This is a genomic window from Actinopolyspora lacussalsi subsp. righensis, from assembly GCF_900116555.1.
Lineage (GTDB): Bacteria > Actinomycetota > Actinomycetes > Mycobacteriales > Pseudonocardiaceae > Actinopolyspora > Actinopolyspora lacussalsi.
Genome location: NZ_FPAT01000007.1, coordinates 241,511 through 260,243 on the forward strand (window position 1 = coordinate 241,511; position 18,733 = coordinate 260,243).

At 69.0% G+C, this 18,733-nt stretch carries 22 protein-coding genes; 17 read left to right on the top strand and 5 right to left on the bottom strand.

Annotated features, from left to right (window positions below; all coding sequences use genetic code 11):
* Positions 1–447 precede the first annotated feature (447 nt).
* Entirely contained in the window at positions 448–723 is a 276-nt protein-coding gene (locus BM394_RS14570) for a hypothetical protein (RefSeq protein WP_245780207.1), read from the top strand.
* An 82-nt stretch (positions 724–805) separates the two neighbouring features.
* Here BM394_RS14570 and BM394_RS14575 read toward each other — a convergent pair whose 3' ends face one another.
* The 3 genes from BM394_RS14575 to BM394_RS14585 all read right to left on the bottom strand — a co-directional run bounded on the left by BM394_RS14575 (position 806) and on the right by BM394_RS14585 (position 5,201).
* On the bottom strand, positions 806–3,112 hold the full coding sequence (locus BM394_RS14575; protein WP_281246440.1) for an ATP-dependent DNA helicase: 2,307 nt from the start codon (positions 3,110–3,112) through the stop codon (positions 806–808).
* Positions 3,113–3,262: 150 nt separating this feature from the next.
* The gene (locus BM394_RS14580; protein WP_092978970.1) at positions 3,263–3,823 is read right to left on the bottom strand and encodes a nicotinamidase; all 561 of its coding nucleotides are present in this window, start codon (positions 3,821–3,823) and stop codon (positions 3,263–3,265) included.
* A 76-nt stretch (positions 3,824–3,899) separates the two neighbouring features.
* Positions 3,900–5,201 (bottom strand): nicotinate phosphoribosyltransferase, encoded by a 1,302-nt coding sequence (locus BM394_RS14585; protein ID WP_092978795.1) that lies wholly within the window; start codon positions 5,199–5,201, stop codon positions 3,900–3,902.
* Between the two features lie 73 nt (positions 5,202–5,274).
* Here BM394_RS14585 and clpS point away from each other — a divergent pair, with 73 nt between their 5' ends.
* The 13 genes from clpS to BM394_RS14650 all read left to right on the top strand — a co-directional run bounded on the left by clpS (position 5,275) and on the right by BM394_RS14650 (position 14,635).
* Positions 5,275–5,568 carry an ATP-dependent Clp protease adapter ClpS gene (clpS, locus tag BM394_RS14590; protein ID WP_092929481.1) on the top strand — a complete coding sequence of 98 codons (294 nt, stop codon included), beginning with the start codon at positions 5,275–5,277 and terminating at the stop codon, positions 5,566–5,568.
* Between the two features lie 16 nt (positions 5,569–5,584).
* The gene (locus BM394_RS14595; RefSeq protein ID WP_092929482.1) at positions 5,585–6,148 is read left to right on the top strand and encodes a DUF2017 domain-containing protein; all 564 of its coding nucleotides are present in this window, start codon (positions 5,585–5,587) and stop codon (positions 6,146–6,148) included.
* A gap of 161 nt (positions 6,149–6,309) precedes the next feature.
* Positions 6,310–7,365 carry a P1 family peptidase gene (locus BM394_RS14600; RefSeq protein WP_092978797.1) on the top strand — a complete coding sequence of 352 codons (1,056 nt, stop codon included), beginning with the start codon at positions 6,310–6,312 and terminating at the stop codon, positions 7,363–7,365.
* A gap of 91 nt (positions 7,366–7,456) precedes the next feature.
* Positions 7,457–7,912: a M67 family metallopeptidase gene (locus BM394_RS14605; RefSeq protein WP_092978802.1), complete on the top strand. Its 456-nt coding sequence runs from the start codon at positions 7,457–7,459 to the stop codon at positions 7,910–7,912.
* A gap of 77 nt (positions 7,913–7,989) precedes the next feature.
* Positions 7,990–8,268: a MoaD/ThiS family protein gene (locus BM394_RS14610; RefSeq protein WP_092929485.1), complete on the top strand. Its 279-nt coding sequence runs from the start codon at positions 7,990–7,992 to the stop codon at positions 8,266–8,268.
* 29 nt (positions 8,269–8,297) lie between these two features.
* Positions 8,298–9,248 carry a PLP-dependent cysteine synthase family protein gene (locus BM394_RS14615; protein WP_092978806.1) on the top strand — a complete coding sequence of 317 codons (951 nt, stop codon included), beginning with the start codon at positions 8,298–8,300 and terminating at the stop codon, positions 9,246–9,248.
* 201 nt (positions 9,249–9,449) lie between these two features.
* Entirely contained in the window at positions 9,450–10,091 is a 642-nt protein-coding gene (locus BM394_RS14620; protein WP_092978809.1) for a rhomboid family intramembrane serine protease, read from the top strand.
* A complete protein-coding gene (gene murI / locus BM394_RS14625) occupies positions 10,088–10,912 on the top strand; it encodes a glutamate racemase (protein ID WP_092978811.1) in 825 nt (274 codons plus the stop codon). Before BM394_RS14620 ends, murI begins: the two co-directional genes overlap by 4 nt.
* Complete coding sequence (locus BM394_RS14630) at positions 10,909–11,679, top strand: MBL fold metallo-hydrolase (protein ID WP_092978813.1); 771 nt, start codon at positions 10,909–10,911, stop codon at positions 11,677–11,679. Before murI ends, BM394_RS14630 begins: the two co-directional genes overlap by 4 nt.
* A gap of 185 nt (positions 11,680–11,864) precedes the next feature.
* Positions 11,865–12,284, top strand: coding sequence for an Imm1 family immunity protein (locus tag BM394_RS14635; protein ID WP_092978815.1), 420 nt, complete (start codon positions 11,865–11,867; stop codon positions 12,282–12,284).
* Between the two features lie 115 nt (positions 12,285–12,399).
* The gene (gene rph, locus BM394_RS14640) at positions 12,400–13,155 is read left to right on the top strand and encodes a ribonuclease PH (protein WP_092978817.1); all 756 of its coding nucleotides are present in this window, start codon (positions 12,400–12,402) and stop codon (positions 13,153–13,155) included.
* Complete coding sequence (gene rdgB / locus BM394_RS14645) at positions 13,152–13,757, top strand: RdgB/HAM1 family non-canonical purine NTP pyrophosphatase (protein ID WP_092978819.1); 606 nt, start codon at positions 13,152–13,154, stop codon at positions 13,755–13,757. Before rph ends, rdgB begins: the two co-directional genes overlap by 4 nt.
* 113 nt (positions 13,758–13,870) lie before the next feature.
* Positions 13,871–14,635: a sulfite exporter TauE/SafE family protein gene (locus BM394_RS14650; protein ID WP_092978821.1), complete on the top strand. Its 765-nt coding sequence runs from the start codon at positions 13,871–13,873 to the stop codon at positions 14,633–14,635.
* 276 nt (positions 14,636–14,911) lie between these two features.
* Here BM394_RS14650 and bcp read toward each other — a convergent pair whose 3' ends face one another.
* Entirely contained in the window at positions 14,912–15,379 is a 468-nt protein-coding gene (gene bcp, locus BM394_RS14655; protein ID WP_092929506.1) for a thioredoxin-dependent thiol peroxidase, read from the bottom strand.
* A gap of 27 nt (positions 15,380–15,406) precedes the next feature.
* Positions 15,407–15,574, bottom strand: a complete 168-nt coding sequence (locus BM394_RS22865) for a hypothetical protein (RefSeq protein WP_165400668.1) — start codon at positions 15,572–15,574, stop codon at positions 15,407–15,409.
* Positions 15,575–15,816: 242 nt separating this feature from the next.
* Here BM394_RS22865 and BM394_RS14660 point away from each other — a divergent pair, with 242 nt between their 5' ends.
* The 3 genes from BM394_RS14660 (at position 15,817) to BM394_RS14670 (ending at position 18,727) form a co-directional block, all read left to right on the top strand.
* The gene (locus tag BM394_RS14660) at positions 15,817–17,550 is read left to right on the top strand and encodes a pyruvate dehydrogenase (RefSeq protein WP_092978822.1); all 1,734 of its coding nucleotides are present in this window, start codon (positions 15,817–15,819) and stop codon (positions 17,548–17,550) included.
* A gap of 136 nt (positions 17,551–17,686) precedes the next feature.
* Positions 17,687–18,535, top strand: coding sequence for a helix-turn-helix domain-containing protein (locus BM394_RS14665; RefSeq protein WP_092978825.1), 849 nt, complete (start codon positions 17,687–17,689; stop codon positions 18,533–18,535).
* The gene (locus BM394_RS14670; protein ID WP_092978829.1) at positions 18,536–18,727 is read left to right on the top strand and encodes a DUF397 domain-containing protein; all 192 of its coding nucleotides are present in this window, start codon (positions 18,536–18,538) and stop codon (positions 18,725–18,727) included.
* The last annotated feature ends 6 nt before the right edge of the window (positions 18,728–18,733 follow it).

Genomic DNA, 18,733 nt, shown 5'->3' on the forward strand with positions numbered 1-18,733 from the left:
CGGCCGCGGGCCGGCCGCGTTGTTCGGAGACGGGGCTCGGGGAGGCGGACCGCGAGGGGGCGGAGTCGGACACGCTGCTCTCCTGTGCGAACGATCGGGAAACGGCTCACTCGAACGGGGATGGTTGGCCCCCTGTTCCGGTGAGACTTCCGCCGATCGGCTGACGGAAGCGGCGCAAACCTAACCGGCTCCGACCCGATTACAGAAAAGATCGCCTCACGTTGTGGGGTTCCCACAACCGGGGCGGTGTGGATTCCGCGTGAAATCGATGAGCTCAGTTGTGAAGCGGAACACAAGAGGTCCCCCTGTGTCGGTTCCGTCTGGTTTACGAAGCCCCACAGAGGAAATCCGGAGGGTGTCCCGAAAAGTGCCCGGCACCCCGGCTGTGGGGCGTGCCCCGGCCGTGGGTAGGTGGGACGTGATCCGAAAGGTGGCGCCGTGCTTTCGATGTTGCGCAGATACGGAATGGACTCGGACAAGATGTTCGGTGCGGGGATGGCCTCGATACTCCTCGCGATCACCTCCTGGGGGGCCTCACGCGGGCTGCGAGGGGAGAACCTGGCGCGAGCGGACAGGTGGGGAATTTTCATCGGGGAGTGGGCCCCCACGTTCTTCGCGCTCGGTGCGGCCATGCGGCTGGAGGAGTACACGCACCCGGAGGTGCCCGAGCAGTCCGAACGCCAGCACGAACGTGACAGGAGCTTTTCCGAGGTCGGCAGGTGAACGAGCCCGGTGGCGGAGTTCGGACGCCGGACTCCGCCACGGGAGAGCGCGGGTACGGGCTCGTCGCCCAACGACCCCCTGATCAGCCCGCGGCCTCGTCCAGGCGCCGAAGTGCCCCGCGCACCACCTCGGGGTTCTCGGTGTTCCAGAACGGCGGCAGCGAGGCGCGCAGGAACCCGCCGTAGCGTGCCGTGCTCAACCGGGGATCCAGTATCGCGATGACCCCGCGGTCGGCCGCCGAGCGCAGCAGTCTGCCGGCACCCTGCGCGAGCAGCAGCGCGGCGTGCGTTCCCGCCACCGTGATGAAACCGTTGCCCCCGCGCGCCGAGATCGCCTGTTGCCGAGCCGAGGCGAGCGGATCGTCCGGTCGGGGGAACGGAATGCGGTCCATCACCACCAGCTGCAACGACTGGCCGGGAACGTCCACGCCCTGCCACAGTGACAACGTGCCGAACAGGCTGGTCGCCGGATCCTCGGCGAACGAGCCGACCAGCTGCGAGGTGCTGTCCTCCCCTTGGCACAGCACCGGAGTGGACAGTCGTTCCCGCAGCTGTTCACTGGCCTGCCGAGCGGCGCGCATCGACGAGAACAGTCCCAGGGTGCGCCCACCGGCCGCGGTCACCAGCTCCGTGAGCTCGTCCAGATAGGCATCCGGGAGCCCGTCACGCCCGGGTTTCGGCAGGTGCCGCGCCACGTAGAGGATGCCGCTGCGCGGGTAGTCGAACGGTGATCCCACGTCGAGCCCCACCCAACTCGGTTCCGAGTCGTCAGAGGGCGGCTCCTGCGCGGTCGCGGTGTCGGTGGCCGGTTTCGCCTCCCGCTGCGGCGGCAGACCCCACTGCGAGGCCAACGTGTCGAACGAACCCCCCAGCGCCAGCGTGGCCGAGGTCAGCACCGTGGTGCGCTGCCCGAACAGCCGCTCCCGCAGCAGCCCGCCCACACCCAGCGGTGCCACCTGCAACGAGGGCGGCCGGTTGTTCTCCGCGCTGATCCAGATCACGTCGCGTCGATCCTGCTCCGGCTCCTCGAACCCGTCCAACAGCCGGATCGCCGTGTCCTGGATCTCCTGGGTCGGTGCCAGCGCCAGCTTGCGTGCGCTGCCCGATTCCACGTCCTCGCGCTGTTCGGGCCCCAGCGCGTTCACGCAGGCCGACGCCGCGTCGCGGATCCCGGACAGCGCGGCGGACAGTTGGTGGGACGGTTCGCCCACCCGACCGGGCTCGAGCTCGCCCAGTACGAATTCGAGTCCCTCACCGGCCTCGTTGAGCCGATCCGCGATCTCCTCCTCCACGGCGCGACCGCACTTGCGGGCCGCCTGCTTGATCGCGTTGCCCGACAACTCGCCACCCGCCGCGGTGGTCACCCGGTCGACCAGGTCGTGCGCCTCGTCCACGACCACCATGTCGTGCTCCGGTAGCACCGGGCGATCGTCGAGCGCGTCGATGGCCAGCAACGCGTGGTTGGTGACCACGATGTCGGCGCGTCCGGCCTCGTTGCGCGCCTGCTCCGCGAAGCAGTCCGAGCCCACCGGGCAGCGGTGCGCGCCGAGACATTCGTTGCCGGTGACCGAGACCTGCCGCCAGGCCCGTTCCGAGACGCCGGGCACGAGTTCGTCGCGATCCCCGGTCTCGGTGTCCGAGGCCCAGTCGTGCACCCGTCGTACCTCGCGCTCCAACGAGGACGCGGCGAAGGCGTCGAAGAGTGCCCCCTCGTCCGGCTCGTCGGGGGCGTTGCCGTGTATCCGGTTCAGGCACAGGTAGTTGCGCCTGCCCTTGAGGATCGCGAACGTGGGCCTTCGCCCCAGTGAGTCCGCGAGCGCGTCCGCCAGTCGGGGCAGGTCACGATCCACCAGCTGACGCTGCAGCGCGATCGTCGCGGTGGAAACCACCACGGTGGTGTGCGCGGTGACGGCGTGCCGGATGGCGGGAACCAGATAGGCGAGCGACTTTCCCGTGCCGGTGCCCGCCTGTACCGCGAGGTGCTCGCCGGACTCGATCGCGTTGCCGACTGCCTCGGCCATCGCGGTCTGGCCGTCCCGCTCGCTGCCGCCGACGGCCGCCACCGCGACGGAGAGCAATGTGGACAGATCGGCGGGTTCGACGTCGGTCCGGATCCCGGCAGCAGCCGTCCCCGTGCCTTTCGTCGTTCCACCGCTTTTCCCCGTACCGGAGCCTTTTCCGGCCTGTCGCTCCGCACCGCTCGATGTCGGTCCGGTCCCGTCCGCGCCCGATCCGCTCGTGAGGTCTCGCCGCGGTGGTTCATCGGCCGATCCCGCGGTGCGGGTGTCGGAAGTCGGTTCCGAGCTCCTCGTCAACTCCGGGGGCAACTCCTCGGTGCCGTCGGGCTCGAAAACGTCGGGAACGGACCAGTTCGGAACGGATGCTGGCACGTTCACCGACGTTACCGCAGCGCGTCACGGGCATCGCATCCCTCCGCCCGCGCGGGGCCGTCGTTCGGTGTCCGTCCACGGGGCGCCACCGGCGATCGCCGTTCGACCGGGCCCTGAGTCGTGCCGAGTCCCCCCCCGGGGCTCCGGGCACTACCCGCCGCGAACCACGGGCTCCCCCGTCAGCTCGACCCCGGCCTCGCGAAGCCGCCGCAGCGCCTCGTGCACGGTCCCCGCCGCGACCCCGGCCGTCAGATCCAACATCACCCGGGTGTCGAACCCGGCGCCGGCCGAGTCCAGCGCGGTGGCACGCACGCAGTGGTCGGTGGCCAGCCCGACCACGTCGACCTCCCGCACGTCCCGCGCGGCCAGCCAGTCCGCCAGGCCGTTGCCCTCGAAACCGGAGTAGCCGTGGCTGTACTGCCCCTTGGAGAACACCGCACCGATCGGAGCCACGTCCAGTTCGGGGTGGAACGCGGCCCCCGGAGTCGCCGCCACGCAGTGCACCGGCCAGGAGGTCACGAAGTCGGGCTCGTCCGAAAAGTGCTCGCCCGGGTCGATGTGGTAGTCCCGAGTCGCCACCACGTGATCGTGGTCCGACTCCGCCAGCAGCCGGGAGATCGCGGCCGCCGTTTCCGCGCCACCCTCGACCGCCAGCGCGCCGCCCTCGCAGAAGTCGTTCTGCACGTCGACGACGATCAACGCCTTGGCCATTTCCCGTACCTCCAACACCACGTCACATCAACAGCCCTGTCGCACCGTTCGTTCGGGGGCGCTCACCCCGGACGGATCAGAAATTCTCGAACACCGTGGGAATCGCGGGTTCGCCCGCCGAGAGCTTGAGTCCTTCCCAGGGCAGGCTCACCAGCGCGTGCCGCAGTCGTTGCCTATTGTCCTCCAGCCCCGGGAGGTTCTCGACCCGCTCGCCCCCGCGGACCAACGGCAGCTGCATGAAGCGGTCGTGCGGCCCGGCCTCCGGGGGCTCGATGCCGGGGCCGTTGCGGTGCACCACCTCCTCCAGTGCCGTACCGGTGGGCTTGTGCCTGCGCAGCGCGTTCTTGCTCCCGCCGCGCGACTCCTTGTGCGAGCTGCGCTTGACCACCGGGCGGCCGTCCACCTCGGCCAGTTTGTAGACCATCCCGCAGGTGGGATGGCCGGAACCGGTCACCAGCGAGGTGCCGACCCCGTAGACGTCCACCGGTTCGGCACGCAACGAGGCGATGGCGAACTCGTCGAGGTCGCCGGACACCACGATCCGTGTTCCGGTGGCCCCCAGCGAATCGAGCTGCTCCCTGGCCTGCCTGGCCAGCACCCCCACGTCCCCGGAGTCGATGCGTACCGCGCCGAGGTCCGTTCCGGCCACCTCCACCGCGGTGTTGATCCCCTCGGTGATGTCGTAGGTGTCCACCAGCAGGGTGGTGTCCGCCCCCAGTGCGGCGACCTGTGACTCGAACGCGGCGCGCTCGTTGTCGTGCAGCATCGTGAACGAGTGCGCCGAGGTACCCGCCGTTGGAATCCCGTACCTGGCTCCGGCCAGCAGGTTCGACGTCGCGGTGAACCCGGCCAGGTAAGCGGCCCGCGCCGAGGCGACCGCCGACTCCTCGTGCGTGCGCCGGGATCCCATCTCGATGATGCGTCTGCCGTTGGCGGCCGAGGCCATGCGCGTGGCCGCCGCCACGACCGCACTGTCGTGGTTGAGGATCGACAGGACCACGGTCTCCAACAGCACCGCCTCGGCGAAGGTCCCGCGGACCGTCAACAGCGGTGATCCTGGGAAGTAGAGCTCGCCCTCCGGATAGCCGTCGATATCACCGGTGAACCGGAAGTTCGCCAGCCATTCCAGGGTGCGCCGGTCACAGACCCGGTCGCGTTCCAGGGCCTCCAGCACTCCTTCGTCGAACCGGAAGTTCTCCACCGCGTCGAGCAGCCGCCCCATCCCGCCGACCACCCCGTAGCGGCGGCCGTCCGGCAGGCGCCTGGTGAACACCTCGAACACGCAGTGGCGGTGTGCGGTGCCGTCGCGCAGGGCGCTGCTGAGCATGGTCAATTCGTAGTGGTCGGTGCGCAGCGCTGTACCGGCTGGATCGGTCATGTCCGCGAGATTACGTGTCGGCCGGAACCGCGTGGGCGGCAGTCGCCCGCCGGCATCGTGTGAGAATGGACGTATGACCACGCCCGCCGAAGTCGAAAGTGCGCAGGCCGAACCGGAGGAGGCCGCGAGCGAGGAACGGCCCTGGGTGGCCGTCGTGTGGAACGATCCGGTCAACCTCATGTCCTACGTGACCTACGTACTCCAGAAGATCTTCGGCTACAGCAAGGAGCACGCCACCAAGCTCATGCTGGATGTGCACAACAAGGGCCGGGCCGTGGTCTCATCCGGCTCCAAGGAAAAGGTGGAGGGCGACGTGGCGAAACTGCACGCCGCGGGGCTCTGGGCCACCATGCAGCACGACTCGTGAACGGGCAGCGAATCCAGTGCAGGATTGGACACGCGACAACGACAGGCTGGTGACCGAGTTCGAACCGAACGAGGCCGCGGTGATCCGGGGGCTCGTCGGTGAGATCAAGGACATGCTCACCGCCCGCGCCGACCAGGCGCCGCAGGACGAACTCGCCGAGCTGACCGGGATGCGTGCCGGGCCGAGCACACCCCCGGAGGAAGGTGTCCTCGCCAGGCTGCTGCCCGACTTCATCCGACCGGATCGGGACAGCTTCGAGCCGGAGGCCGAAAGCTCCGACACCGCCGGTGCGCTGCGCTCGCTGCACGAGCCCGAGCTGATCGAGCACAAGAGCGGGGTGGCCGCCACCGTGCTCGACACCTGCCCCGAGCGCGGCGGCAGGGTGTCGCTGACCGAGGACCAGGCCGACAGCTGGCTCTCGGCGCTCAACGACGTCCGCTTGGCCCTCGGTACCGCGCTCGGGGTCTCCGAGGAGGTCCCCGAGGATCCGCCCGAGGACCAGCTGCAACGCGAGCACTACTACGTCTACCAGTGGCTGACCTGGGTGCAGGAGAGCCTCATTCAGGCGCTCAGTTCCTGAGTGGTCGAGCCGGTCTACTCGGGCTCCGGCTCGGTATCGCCGGCCGAGTCGGCGCCTCCCCGGAACGGATATCGGGCGGTGCCGCGTGTCGTGACGCGTGGAGACCCGCCGTTCGCGGGGATGCTCGCGTTCGATCCCTTCGGTCGTCGAGGATGACGCACATGGTCGATTCGCTTCCCGGCGCGGGACCCAACAACGCGATCACCGACATAGCGGGCGTCACGGTCGGTCACCAGCGACGGTTGGACGAACGGTGGGCCACCGGCAGCACTGTGGTGCTCACGCCGGCCGGAGCCGCCGGTGCCGTGGACGTTCGCGGCGCCGGTCCGGGTACCCGGGAGACCGACGTGCTGGCTCCCGAGAACCTGGTGCGGCGGGTGCACGGGATCGTGCTCGGCGGCGGCAGTGCCTACGGGCTCTCGGCCGCCGACGGTGTGATGCGATGGCTGGCCGAACGCGGCCACGGCGTACCCGTCGGTCCCACCCCGCACGAGGTCGTGCCCGTGGTGCCCGCCGCGGTGCTGTTCGATCTGCCCATGAGCGACTGGGGCAGACGTCCCGACGCCACCTTCGGCTACGCCGCGTGCGAAGCGCGGACCACCGGCCATCCGGGTGCCGGGAACGTCGGTGCGGGCACTGGCGCTGTCGCGGGGGCGATCAAGGGTGGTCTCGGGACGGCGAGTTCGGTACTGGCGGACGGGACCAGGGTCGGTGCGCTGGTGGCGGTCAACTCCTCGGGGAGCGTGATAGACCCGGCGACCGGTCTGCCGTGGGCCGTCGACAGCGGTCTCGAAGGAGAGTTCGACCTGCCGCGGCCCTCGCCGGAAACCGTCAGCTCAGCGGCGCGGCGTACCGCCCGGTCCGACCGCGCGGGCAACGAGATCACTCCGCTCAACACCACGATCGGCGTCGTGGCCACCGACGCCGGTTTCGCCAAGTCCGATTGCCGCAGGATCGCGGTCGCGGCGCAGGACGGGCTGGCCAGGGCGATACGTCCGGCTCACGGCATGACCGACGGGGACACGGTGTTCGCGCTGGCCACCGGCGAGCGCACCACCCCCGCGGCGGGTGAGTCCCAGTGGTTGGCGGCGTTGGACGAGGTGTGCACGGCGGCGGCGCACGTGATGGCCCGGGCGATCGTGCACGCCGTTCTCGCGGCGGGATCGGTGGGTGCCGTGCCCTGTTACACGCGTCTCTACCATCCCGAACGGGAATGAATCATGGTCGAATGTCGTTTCGACCGATGAACGACCGGTCACCGGGTTCACATTATGGGACCACGGTGAATCACCCCGTAGGATGGTGGCTGTGCTGGTGATCCGACGCGACCTCGTGGATGCGATGGTTGCGCATGCTCGACGGGACCACCCGGATGAGGCGTGTGGTGTTGTGGCGGGACCCGAGGGGTCGGACCGCCCGGAACGAATGATCGAGATGCTCAACGCCGAACGTTCGCCGACGTTCTACAGGTTCGACTCCACCGAGCAACTGCGGGTCTGGCGAGCGATGGACGCCGCCGACGAGGAGCCGGTGGTCATCTACCACTCGCACACCGCGACCGAGGCGTACCCCTCGCGGACCGATGTTTCGTACGCCTCGGAACCCAACGCGCACTACGTGCTCGTGTCCACCAGGGACCCGCACGAATACGAGCTGCGCTCCTACCGCATCGTCGACGGCGTCGTCACCGAGGAGCCGGTGGAGGTCGTCGAGTCCTACATGTTCGCCCACACCGGCGGCGACGACATCCCCGACCTAGGCTGAGTCCCCGCGTCGTGCGGTCACGCACGGTGCGGCTGTCGGGTGGATTTGCGAAATTTCGTGTAGTAGGAGGTTGCGCCATGGCAGTCAAAGTTTCGATCCCGACGATCCTGCGTAGTCACACCGACGGGCAGAAGTCGGTGCAGGCCGACGGAGGCACCGTCGCGGAGGTGATCAACGATCTGGACTCGCGGCACAGCGGTCTGAAGGATCGGCTGGTCAAGGACGGTGGACTGCACCGCTTCGTCAACGTCTACGTCAACGACGAGGACGTCCGGTTCGTGGGTGGTCTGGAGGCCACCGTCAGCGACGGTGACAGCCTGACGATCCTGCCGGCCGTCGCCGGTGGCATGCGCTGAAGCATTCACCTCTCGGGGAGGAGGTAGACGTGGCTCGCTACGACTCGTTGCTCGACACCCTGGGCGACACCCCGCTGGTGGGGCTTCCCGCTCTCTCGCCCGCACCCGACGTGCGGCTGTGGGCGAAGCTGGAGGACCGCAACCCGACGGGATCCGTCAAGGACAGGCCCGCACTGGCGATGATCGAGGCCGCGGAGAAGGAAGGCACCCTCACCCAGGGTTGCACCATTCTCGAGCCCACATCCGGCAACACCGGCATCTCGCTGGCCATGGCCGCTTCGCTGAAGGGCTACGGGCTGGTGTGCGTCATGCCGGAGAACACCTCCGAGGAACGCAGGCAGATCCTGCAGGCCTACGGAGCACGGATCGTCTCCTCCCCGGCCGAAGGTGGTTCCAACCAGGCCGTCGCCGTGGCGAAACAACTCGCGGAGCAGAACCCGGACTGGGTGATGCTCTACCAGTACGGCAACTCGGCCAACGCCGAGGCCCACTACCGGGGGACCGGTCCCGAGATCCTGCGTGACCTGCCCGGCGTGACCCACTTCGTGGCCGGACTGGGCACCACGGGAACGCTGGTGGGCGTCGGCCGTTATCTGCACGAACAGAACCCCGGGACCCAGGTCGTCGCCGCCGAACCGCGCTACGGCGAGCTGGTTTACGGACTTCGCAACCTGGACGAGGGATTCGTCCCCGAGCTCTACGACGCCGACGTGCTCAATCGGCGGTTCTCCGTCGGTTCCTACGACGCGCTGCGCCGTACCCGGCAGCTACTGGAGTCCGAGGGGATCTTCGCGGGGATCTCCACCGGCGCGGTGCTGCACGCGGCGTTGACCGTGGGCGAGCGAGCCGTCGCGACGGGGGAGTCCGCCGAGATCGTCTTCCTGATCGCCGACGCGGGCTGGAAGTACCTCTCCACCGGTGCCTACGGCGGCAGCCTGGACGAGGCGGCGCAGCGGCTGGACGGGCAGCTCTGGGCCTGATCGAAGTTTTCCGGTTCGGGGTCGCGTGGGTGGTCGTTTCGGTGCGGGGAGCGCCGAAACGACGGGTTCTCCCGATCGGTTTCAACGGATGGGTGTCACGGTTGAGGCGGTTCCCGAGCTGGTGGGCCCGCTTCGGCTCGGCGTAGGCTCGGCGGTGTGAGTTCATCGCCCGGAGGACCGAGCCGAGCACCCAAACCACGCGTGGTACCGCGGCGCCCAGCCCGCGCGGCGCTGATCATGCTGGGCATCGTCGCCCTGCTGTACCTGCTGGAACTGATCGATCAGCTGTTCTTCCAGACCGGTGTCATGAGTCGGCGCGTCACCGGCCTGGACACGAACGGCATCCAGCCCCGTGAGCTCGACGGCCTGGACGGGATCGTCTGGTCGCCGTTCCTGCACCTCGGATTCGAGCACTTGGTGTTGAACACCGTTCCGCTGCTGGTGCTCGGCTGGCTGTGCATGGCGGGCGGAACGCGTCAGTTCGTCGCGGTGACCGTGGTGGTGCTGCTGGTCGGCGGGTTGGGCACCTGGCTGACCGGGCAGGACGGAACCACCCACCTCGGCGCCTCCGGCATCGCCTTCGGTTGGCTGCTCTTCCTGCTCGTGCGGGGGTTCTTCAACCGCAGCGCGGGCCAGATCCTCGTGGCGGTGGTGTTGTTCTTCTACTGGGGCGGCATGTTGTGGGGAGTGCTCCCCGGCGGACAGCCGAACGTCTCCTGGCAGGCGCACCTGTTCGGCGCGCTGGGCGGTGTGCTGGCGGCCTGGCTGGTCCGGCGCGGTGACCGGAAGCATCCGGCACGGGGCGTGCGACGCGACGATCCGACGGGCGGACTCGGATCGTGACCCAAGCACCGATCGGGATCTTCGACTCCGGCGTGGGCGGTCTGACCGTCGCCCGCGCGATCATGGACCGGCTGCCCGACGAGCGGCTGCGCTACGTGGGCGACACCGCCAACGCCCCCTACGGTCCCCTGCCGCTCCGCCGGGTGCGGGAGCACGCGTTGTCGGTGGCCGACTCCCTCGTCGAAGAGGGCGTGAAGATGCTGGTCATCGCCTGCAACACCGCCTCGTCGGCCTGTCTGCGCGATGCGAGGGAGCGCTACGACGTACCGGTCGTGGAGGTGGTGCTGCCCGCCGCGCGACAGGCCGCCGCCACCACCCGAAACGGCAGGGTGGGCGTGATCGGCACCAGCGCCACCGTCAGGTCCCGTGCCTACGAGGACGCCTTCGCCGCCGTTCCGGACGTGACGCCGTACCCGGTCGCCTGCCCGCGGTTGGTGAACTTCGTGGAGCGGGGAACCACCTCGGGGCGTCAGATCCTGGGACTGCTGCAGAGCTACCTGGAGCCGCTGCAGCGGGTCGACGTCGACACCCTCGTCCTCGGCTGCACACACTATCCGCTGTTGAGCGGGGTGCTGCGGATCGTGTTGGGGGAGCAGGTGACGCTGGTCTCCAGCGCCGAGGAGAGCGCCCGGGAGGTCGCACGCGTGCTGACCGAGCGTGATTCGCTGGCCCGACCGGCCGATCCCACCGCGACACCCGATCACGAGTTCCGGGCGACCGGATCACCCGAGCCGTTCGCCAAACTCGCCAGGCGTTTTCTCGGGCCTTCCGTCACATCCGATGTTGTGTTGCCTCCGGACGTGTCACGCTCGACCGCGTGAAGCTGACGATTCTCGGATGCTCCGGCAGCATTCCCGGACCCGACGCGCCCGCCTCGGGGTATCTGGTGGAGTCCGGCGACACCAGGATTCTGCTCGACCTGGGTAACGGCACGCTCGGCACGTTGCAGCGCTTCGTCGATCCGTTCACGCCGGATGCCTTGCTGCTGTCACACCTGCACCCGGACCACTGCGCCGACTTCGGGGCGCTGACCGTGCTGCGCCGCTACCACCCCGCGCCGCCGTACGATCCGGTCGAGCGGAAGCTGACCGTCCACGCCCCGGCGGAGGCCCCGGAGCGACTCGCCGCGCTGTACGCGCCGAACGCCGCCGAACGAGCCGGTGCCGACCTCTCCGACGTCTTCGACTTCGCACCGATGCCCGAGACCCCGCTGCGGTTGGGGCCGTTCGAGATCACCGCCTTCCCCGTGCACCACGTGTGCCCCAGCTGGGGGTTCCGGATCGCGGCCGAGGGGCGTGTGCTGGCCTACACCGCCGACACGGGCCCGTGCGAGGAGCTCACCGAGCTGGCCCGCGACGCCGATGTGCTGCTGGCCGAGGCGTCCTGGCCGGACTCGCCCGATCGTCCCGACGGCCTGCACCTTTCCGGCAAGCAGGCCGCCGAGCTGGCCAACGGCGCCTCGGCGCGGCGGCTGCTGCTCACCCACCTGCAGCCCTGGTGCGACGCCGCCGCGATCCTGGCCGAGGCGCGCGAACACACCGCCGTTCCCACCGAGCTGGTCACCACCGCCGCCCGGTACACGGTCTGAACGCGTGCGGCGGAACCCGTCGAGTCGGTCCTCACCGGTGGGTCGGCACCTGGTGGCGCCACGGTTCCGGCGGGCGGTCGGGAGTCCCGGTGCCGGAGTCGTCCCAGGTGCCCACCTTGGGCCCATCGGGTGAGTGGAATACTGCGGGCGCCAGTGTTCGTGACCGTTCCGAGTGGAGGATCTCCGTGCCGATCACCGCCGTGTGGCCGATCGAGTCGCCCGAGGACGCCAACAGCGGCGACGGGGTCACGCTGACCGAACCCGACGAGGTCGACGGGCTGCTCGCCAGGTTGGCGGAGCCGAACGCGGGGGTCGCCACGGTCTGGCACGAGTCCCGCGAGCTGGCCGACGAGGACGAGGGGATGCCCGACCACGACGTCTGCGTGGCGGTGCGGGACGGTTACGGCTACCTGAGCTACATCGACGTGGAGCACGACCTCGCCGTTCCGGAGGGCGATCCCGCCGCACCGGCACTGCACGGTGGTGACGTCGAGTTCCCCGAGGGGAGCGGGGTGTCGTTGGACACGCTGGCCGAAGCGCTGCGGGAGTTCCTGCGCACCGCGCGGCGACCCGAGGCCGTGACCTGGCGCGCCCTCGAGGAGTGAGGGGCCTCCTCCGAGCGGCCCACGCCGTCCGCGATCGCGGGGTGAGAACCCGCTGTTCCTTCGAGCGGAACCGCCGCCTTCCGGGGGGCACGGGAGGACGTTCTAGGGTGGGTGTGTGGCAAGAGCTGATGGCAGGAGCGACGAAGCGCTCCGGGACGTACGTATCACCCGCGGGTATCAGGACTGGCCTGCCGGATCGGTGCTGGTCGAATTCGGACGTACGCGGGTGCTGTGTGCGGCCAGCGTGCAGGAGGGTGTGCCGCGCTGGCGTGCCGGTTCGGGTCTCGGTTGGGTGACGGCGGAGTACGCGATGCTTCCCTCGGCCACCAACACGCGCGGGGTACGCGAGTCGGTCAAGGGCAAGATCGGGGGACGTACCCACGAGATCAGCAGGCTGGTGGGGCGATCGCTGCGCAGCTGCATAGACATGAGCGCGCTCGGTGAGAACACCATCACACTGGACTGCGACGTCATCCAGGCCGACGGCGGCACCCGCACCGCCGCGATCACCGGTGCCTACGTCGCGCTGGCCGACTCCGTCACGTGGTTGCGCGCCGCCAAACGCCTCTCCGACCCCAAGCCGCTCTCCTGCGCGGTTTCGGCGGTCAGCGTCGGTGTGGTCGACGGGAAGGTACGGCTGGACCTGCCCTACGAGGAGGACTCCCGCGCCGAGGTCGACATGAACGTCGTCGCCACCGACCACGGAACCTTCGTGGAGGTGCAGGGAACCGGCGAGGGCGCCACGTTCCCCAAGTCCACTCTGGACAAGATGCTGGACATGGCGCTGGCGGGCTCGACACGGCTGTGCGAGCTGCAGGCCGAGGCGCTGGCCGAGCCGTATCCGGGCAAACTGCCGGGGAGTGCCGCATGAGCGAGCTGCTGCTCGCCACCCGCAACGCCGCGAAGCTGGCCGAACTGCGGCGGATTCTCGACGACGCCGGGGTGGCCGGGCTGCACGTGATCGGCCTCGACGACGTGCCCGAGTTCCCGGAGGCCCCCGAGACCGGGGCCACCTTCGAGGCCAACGCGGTGGCCAAGGCGGTCGACGCGGCGCGCGCCACCGGGCTTCCCGCCGTGGCCGACGACTCCGGTCTGGCGGTGGACGCGCTCAACGGGATGCCCGGTGTGCTCTCGGCGCGCTGGGCCGGTGGGCACGGGGACGATCGGGCCAATCTGGATCTGGTGCTGGCCCAGCTCGGCGACGTGCCGGACGAGCGCCGTGGTGCGGCGTTCGTCGCGGCGGCCGCGTTGGTGACGCCGGAGGGTTCGGAGACCGTGGTGCGCGGCACCTGGCCCGGTCACCTGATCCGCGAACCACGCGGTTCCAACGGTTTCGGTTACGACCCGATCTTCGTGCCGGAGGGGGAGAGCCGCACCTCGGCCGAGCTCTCCGCCGCGGAGAAGGACGCGGACTCGCACCGGGGCAGGGCGCTGCGCGAGCTGCTGCCGTACCTGCGGCAGTTGGTCTCGTAGCGGCCGGTTCCTTGGCCGTTCGAGTGAATCGCCCGATGAAACCTGAACGGCCCAGGAGTGCCGAGTGTCTCCCCGTGCTGAGGAGGGCGGGGCGGAACGGCTAGGTTTCCGGCGTGCTTCCCGAATGGCTCGAACTGTCGTTGCTGGTGCTCGTCGGTTTCCTCTCCGGCGGTGTCAACGCCGTGGCGGGCGGCGGATCCCTGCTGGTCTTTCCCGCACTGCTCGGAACCGGGCTGTCCCCGCTGGCCGCCAACGTGACCAACGCGGTGGCGCAGGGGCCGGGATTCATCGGTGCGGCGCTCGGCCAGCGGCGTGATCTGGCTCGCAACGGCAGCAGGCTGCTGCCGACCTCGATCGCGGCAGTGCTCGGCTCGGTGGGTGGTTGCGCCCTGCTGCTCACCCTGCCCGGATCGGTGTTCGACGCGGTGGTCCCGGCGCTGGTGGGGCTGTCGGCGGTACTCATGGCGTTCCAGAACCGCATCCGCGCCTGGCTGGGAAACCCCGATCAGCACGGCCCCGATCGGACGGTGCTGCTAACCGCCGGGATCCTGCTCGCCTCGGTCTACGGTGGTTACTTCGGCGGCGCCCGCAGCGTGATCCTGGTGGTCGTCCTGGTACTGACCGCCAATGCCGAGCTCAGGATCCTCAACGCGGCCAAGAACTGGCTGAGCCTGCTCGGCAGCCTCGTCACGCTGGTGATCTACGCACTGCTCGCACCGGTGGACTGGGCCGCGGTACTGACACTGATCCCCAGCACGCTGCTGGGCGGCTATCTGGGCGGAAAGGTAGCGCGGCGGCTTCCCCCCACCCTGTTGCGGTGGCTCGTGGTCGTCATCGCGGCCGCCGTGGCCGTCTACCTCGCGGTGGATCAGTCATGAGTGCTGTCGACTCGATTCCCGTGCTGTGCGCTCGGCGGCAGCGCCGTGGGCGCGGCGATTTCGCGGGAGATCGACGCTGTCCGGATCGGGGAGACTGCCCGAACCGGGGAGACCGCCCGGATCCGGCGTGTGTCGGGCCCGCGCCGGGAACGGGCCCCACCTCGTCGGTTCGACCGAGTCGCTTCCGACGGGGTCACGGTTGGAAGCGGTCCTCCTCGTGTCCGACCGCCCGCAGCGGTCCGGCACGCCGGGATCGCCGCACCGTGAGGTTCCCCGTCAGACTCCGATCTCGCGCCGCAGTCGGTCGACGTGCCCGGTGGCCTTGACGTTGTACAACGCCTGCGCCACCTTGCCCTCCGGATCGACCACGAACGTCGAGCGGATCACGCCCTGCACGGTCTTGCCGTAGTTCTGCTTCTCGCCGTAGGCGCCCCACTCGGTCATGACCTCGTGGTCCGGGTCGGAGAGCAGCGGGAAGGTCAGTCCTTCGGCGTCGCGGAACTCGGCCAGCTTGGCCGGTTTGTCGGGCGAGATCCCCAGCACCGCGAATCCGGCGCCCTCCAGCTCGGCGAGGCTGTCCCGGAAGTCGCAGGCCTCCTTGGTGCACCCGGGGGTACCGGCGGCCGGGTAGAAGTACACGACCACCGATTTCCCGCGGTAATCGGAGAGCGTCACGGAGTTGTCATCGGCATCGGACAGGGTGAAGTCGGGGGCGGCATCGCCCGTCGAGAGTTTCGCTGTCATGCCCCGACGCTAGCCGATGCCGTCCGGCTACGGACGCGGTGTCGTTGTGGAGGAGACCGCCGGCGACGTCGATTCCGCCGTCGGTTGTTCGGAACGGAACACATCGGCGTTGGCCATGATGGCGCCGAACCAGAGTCCGGCGACCGCCGAAGCGGTCACCGCGATAGCGGACAGGGTGTAACCGCGGACGTTCACCACTTTCCTTTCCCGTGATCATCTTGTTGGGTCGCCGATGAGATCGCACGAGAGGTGGACACCGTTACTTGTGTCCCTCGAATGGGTGAGTGCGCGGTGTGGGAGCCCGGGTGCCGGTGCTCTCGAGTTGCGTCCGGTCAACCGGACGGTGAGGCTCGCTGACTGGAGCCCGTACCGCGGTGCCGCCGGTCGTGGGACACCCGTCGGGCGCTGTTATCCCCGTAGGTCTCGTTGGAGCAGTCATGCCGACAGTGGCCGATCAGTTCGTCGAGGTGCTCGTCGAGGCCGGTGTCCGACGGATCTACGGCATCGTGGGAGACAGTCTCAACCCGATCGTCGACGCGGTGCGACGCACCGACGGCATCGAGTGGGTCCACGTGCGCCACGAGGAGAGCGCCGCGTTCGCCGCGGCTGCCGAAGCGCAGCTCACCGGCGGATTGGCAGTCTGCGCGGGCAGCTGCGGTCCCGGCAACCTGCACCTGATCAACGGGCTGTTCGACGCGCATCGCAGCGGCGCCCCCGTACTGGCTCTCGCCTCGCAGATCCCCTCGGCCCAGATCGGCACCGGTTTCTTCCAGGAAACCCACCCGGAACGGATGTTCAACGAGTGCAGCCATCTCTGCGAGGTGCTCTCCCAGCCGGAGCAGATGCCCAGGCTGCTGCGCAGCGCGTTGCAGACGGCGGCGGGCAGTCGGGGTGTCTCGGTGCTGGTGCTGCCCGGTGACGTGGCGCAGCGCACGGCGGTCAACCCGGTCCGCCAGGGAACCGTGCACTGCCAACCGCCGACCGTGGTCCCGCCCGAGTCCCAGCTGCGCGAGTTGGCCCGCGCGCTCAACTCGGCGGAGCGGGTCATGCTCTTCTGCGGTGCCGGAACCCGCCACGCGCACGACGAGGTGATGCGACTGGCCGAGACGGTCAAATCACCGGTGGGGCACGCGCTGCGCGGCAAGGAGTGGATCCAGTACGACAACCCGTACGACGTCGGGATGAGCGGGCTGCTCGGTTACGGAGCCTGCCACGAGGCCATGCACCGTGCCGACCTCGTGGTGCTGCTCGGAACCGACTTCCCCTACGACGACTTCCTGCCGCAGGCCAACACCGTGCAGGTCGACATCGAACCCGCGCACCTCGCCCGCCGCACCGTGCTGGACGTCGCCGTCCAGGGCGACGTCGCCGAGACCATCCGGGCGGTGCTGCCGCACCTCGACACCAAGACCGACAGGTCCTTCCTGGACCAGATGCTGCGCGAACACGCCGACACGCTGGAACGCGTGGTGGACGCCTACACCAGGGACGTCGACAAGCGGGTTCCCATCCACCCCGAGTACGTCACCGACGTGCTCGACGACCTCGCGGACGAGGACGCTGTGTTCACAGTGGACACAGGTATGTGCAACGTCTGGTCCGCCCGCTACGTCACCCCAAACGGCCGACGCAGGATGCTCGGTTCGTTCATCCACGGCTCGATGGCCAACGCGCTGCCGCACGCGATCGGGGCGCAACTGGCCGACGGGAACCGGCAGGTCGTCGCCATGTCCGGTGACGGCGGGCTGTCCATGTTGCTCGGAGAACTGCTGACCCTGCGTACGCTGCAGCTGCCCGTGAAAGTGGTGCTGTTCAACAACTCCTCGCTGGGCATGGTGAAGCTGGAGATGCTCGTGGACGGCATGCCCGACTTCGGCACCGACCACGACCCGGTGGACTTCGCCGCGTTGGTCAGCGCGCTCGGGATGTACTCCGTGCGAGTGCGGCGTCCCGAGGAGGTCAGGGTGGCGCTGCGGGACGCGCTGTCGCACCCGGGGCCCGCCGTGGTCGACGTGGTCACCGACCCCAACGCGCTGTCCATCCCGCCGCACATCACGGGCAGCCAGGTCAAGGGATTCGCGCTCGCCGTGAGCAGGACGGTGCTGGCAGGTGGTGTCGGAAAGATGGTCCGCCTGGCACGCAGCAACCTGCGCAACATCCCGAAACCCTGAGCGGATGTCACCCGTTCGGCCGGTCGGTCATCCCGCCGAATGATGCTGCCGGACTCCTCCGTTCGGAACCGTGTCGCCGAGTCGTTTGTGCAACAGTGTGGTGACGCTGCGAGGTCGGACGGAGCAGACTGGGGACATGACAGTGAGTCCGACGGTGCGGCGCCGCAGGTTGGCGGCCGAACTCCGCAGGCTGCGTGCCGCACGTGAAGTCACTCAGCAGCAGGCCGCGCGGTATCTCGGCTGTACTCAGGCGAAGATAGGTCGTTTCGAAACCGCCAAGCGCACTCCTACGGCGAGGGACGTCACCGCGTTGCTGGAGTTCTACGGTGTCGACGGAGCCGCACGGCAACGATTGCTCGAACTGACGCGGGACGCCCGCACGCGTGGTTGGTGGCAGTCCTACAGCGACGTCCTGCCCGAGTGGTACGAGAACTACATCGGGTTGGAGGCCGAGGCCGAGACGATCGAGACGTACGAGCCCGATGCCGTGCCGGGGCTGCTGCAGACCGAGGAGTACGCCCACGCCATCACCGAGGCGACCCTCATCGACGCCGATGAGCACGACATCCGGCGCAGGGCCGAGCTGCGGCTGCGGCGACAGCAACGACTCACCGGCGACGAACCGCTCCGGTTCTGGGCGGTGATCGGTGAGGCCGCGTTGCGCAGAAGGGCGGGTGGGGCACGAGTACTGCGCGAACAGCTCGAGCACCTGTTGCGCATGGCCGAGCACGAGCACATCACGTTGCAGGTCATGCCGCTGGACACCGACGCGCATCCCGCCCAGGTGGGGCCGTTCGTGATACTGCGCTACGCCGGTGACGCCGATCCCGATGTGGTGTACGTGGAGACACACGTCGGTGGGTGGTCCCTCGAAAGAGAGAACGAACTGTCGAACTATCAAGCCATGATGGATCATTTACGTGCACACGCCGCCGATCCGGAGGAATCGTCGCGCGTGATTCAGGCACGAATAGGGGAGTTGTAGATGAGCGAACTCTTGTCATGGCGCAGCAGCAGTCGGACTCAGGGGCAGGGGCAGTGTGTCGAGGTCGGTTTCGCGAACACCGCTGTGTGGGTGCGCGACAGCAAGAATCCGCCCGCGGGACAGCTCTCGGTGGGCATGCGGCAGTGGGTCTCGTTCCTGAGCATGCTCAAGGGTGAGTCCTGCCGGAACTGATCCCGT

Excerpts from the sequence above, each read along its gene's own strand:
- BM394_RS14665 (WP_092978825.1), top strand. The coding sequence starts at position 17,687 with ATGACAGTGAGTCCGACGGTGCGGCGCCGCAGGTTGGCGGCCGAACTC.
- BM394_RS14580 (WP_092978970.1), bottom strand. The coding sequence starts at position 3,823 with ATGGCCAAGGCGTTGATCGTCGTCGACGTGCAGAACGACTTCTGCGAG.
- BM394_RS14570 (WP_245780207.1), top strand. The coding sequence starts at position 448 with ATGTTGCGCAGATACGGAATGGACTCGGACAAGATGTTCGGTGCGGGG.
- BM394_RS14610 (WP_092929485.1), top strand. The coding sequence starts at position 7,990 with ATGGCAGTCAAAGTTTCGATCCCGACGATCCTGCGTAGTCACACCGAC.
- rdgB (WP_092978819.1), top strand. The coding sequence starts at position 13,152 with ATGAGCGAGCTGCTGCTCGCCACCCGCAACGCCGCGAAGCTGGCCGAA.
- BM394_RS14600 (WP_092978797.1), top strand. The coding sequence starts at position 6,310 with ATGGTCGATTCGCTTCCCGGCGCGGGACCCAACAACGCGATCACCGAC.
- BM394_RS14585 (WP_092978795.1), bottom strand. The coding sequence starts at position 5,201 with ATGACCGATCCAGCCGGTACAGCGCTGCGCACCGACCACTACGAATTG.
- BM394_RS14670 (WP_092978829.1), top strand. The coding sequence starts at position 18,536 with ATGAGCGAACTCTTGTCATGGCGCAGCAGCAGTCGGACTCAGGGGCAG.
- clpS (WP_092929481.1), top strand. The coding sequence starts at position 5,275 with ATGACCACGCCCGCCGAAGTCGAAAGTGCGCAGGCCGAACCGGAGGAG.
- bcp (WP_092929506.1), bottom strand. The coding sequence starts at position 15,379 with ATGACAGCGAAACTCTCGACGGGCGATGCCGCCCCCGACTTCACCCTG.
- BM394_RS14660 (WP_092978822.1), top strand. The coding sequence starts at position 15,817 with ATGCCGACAGTGGCCGATCAGTTCGTCGAGGTGCTCGTCGAGGCCGGT.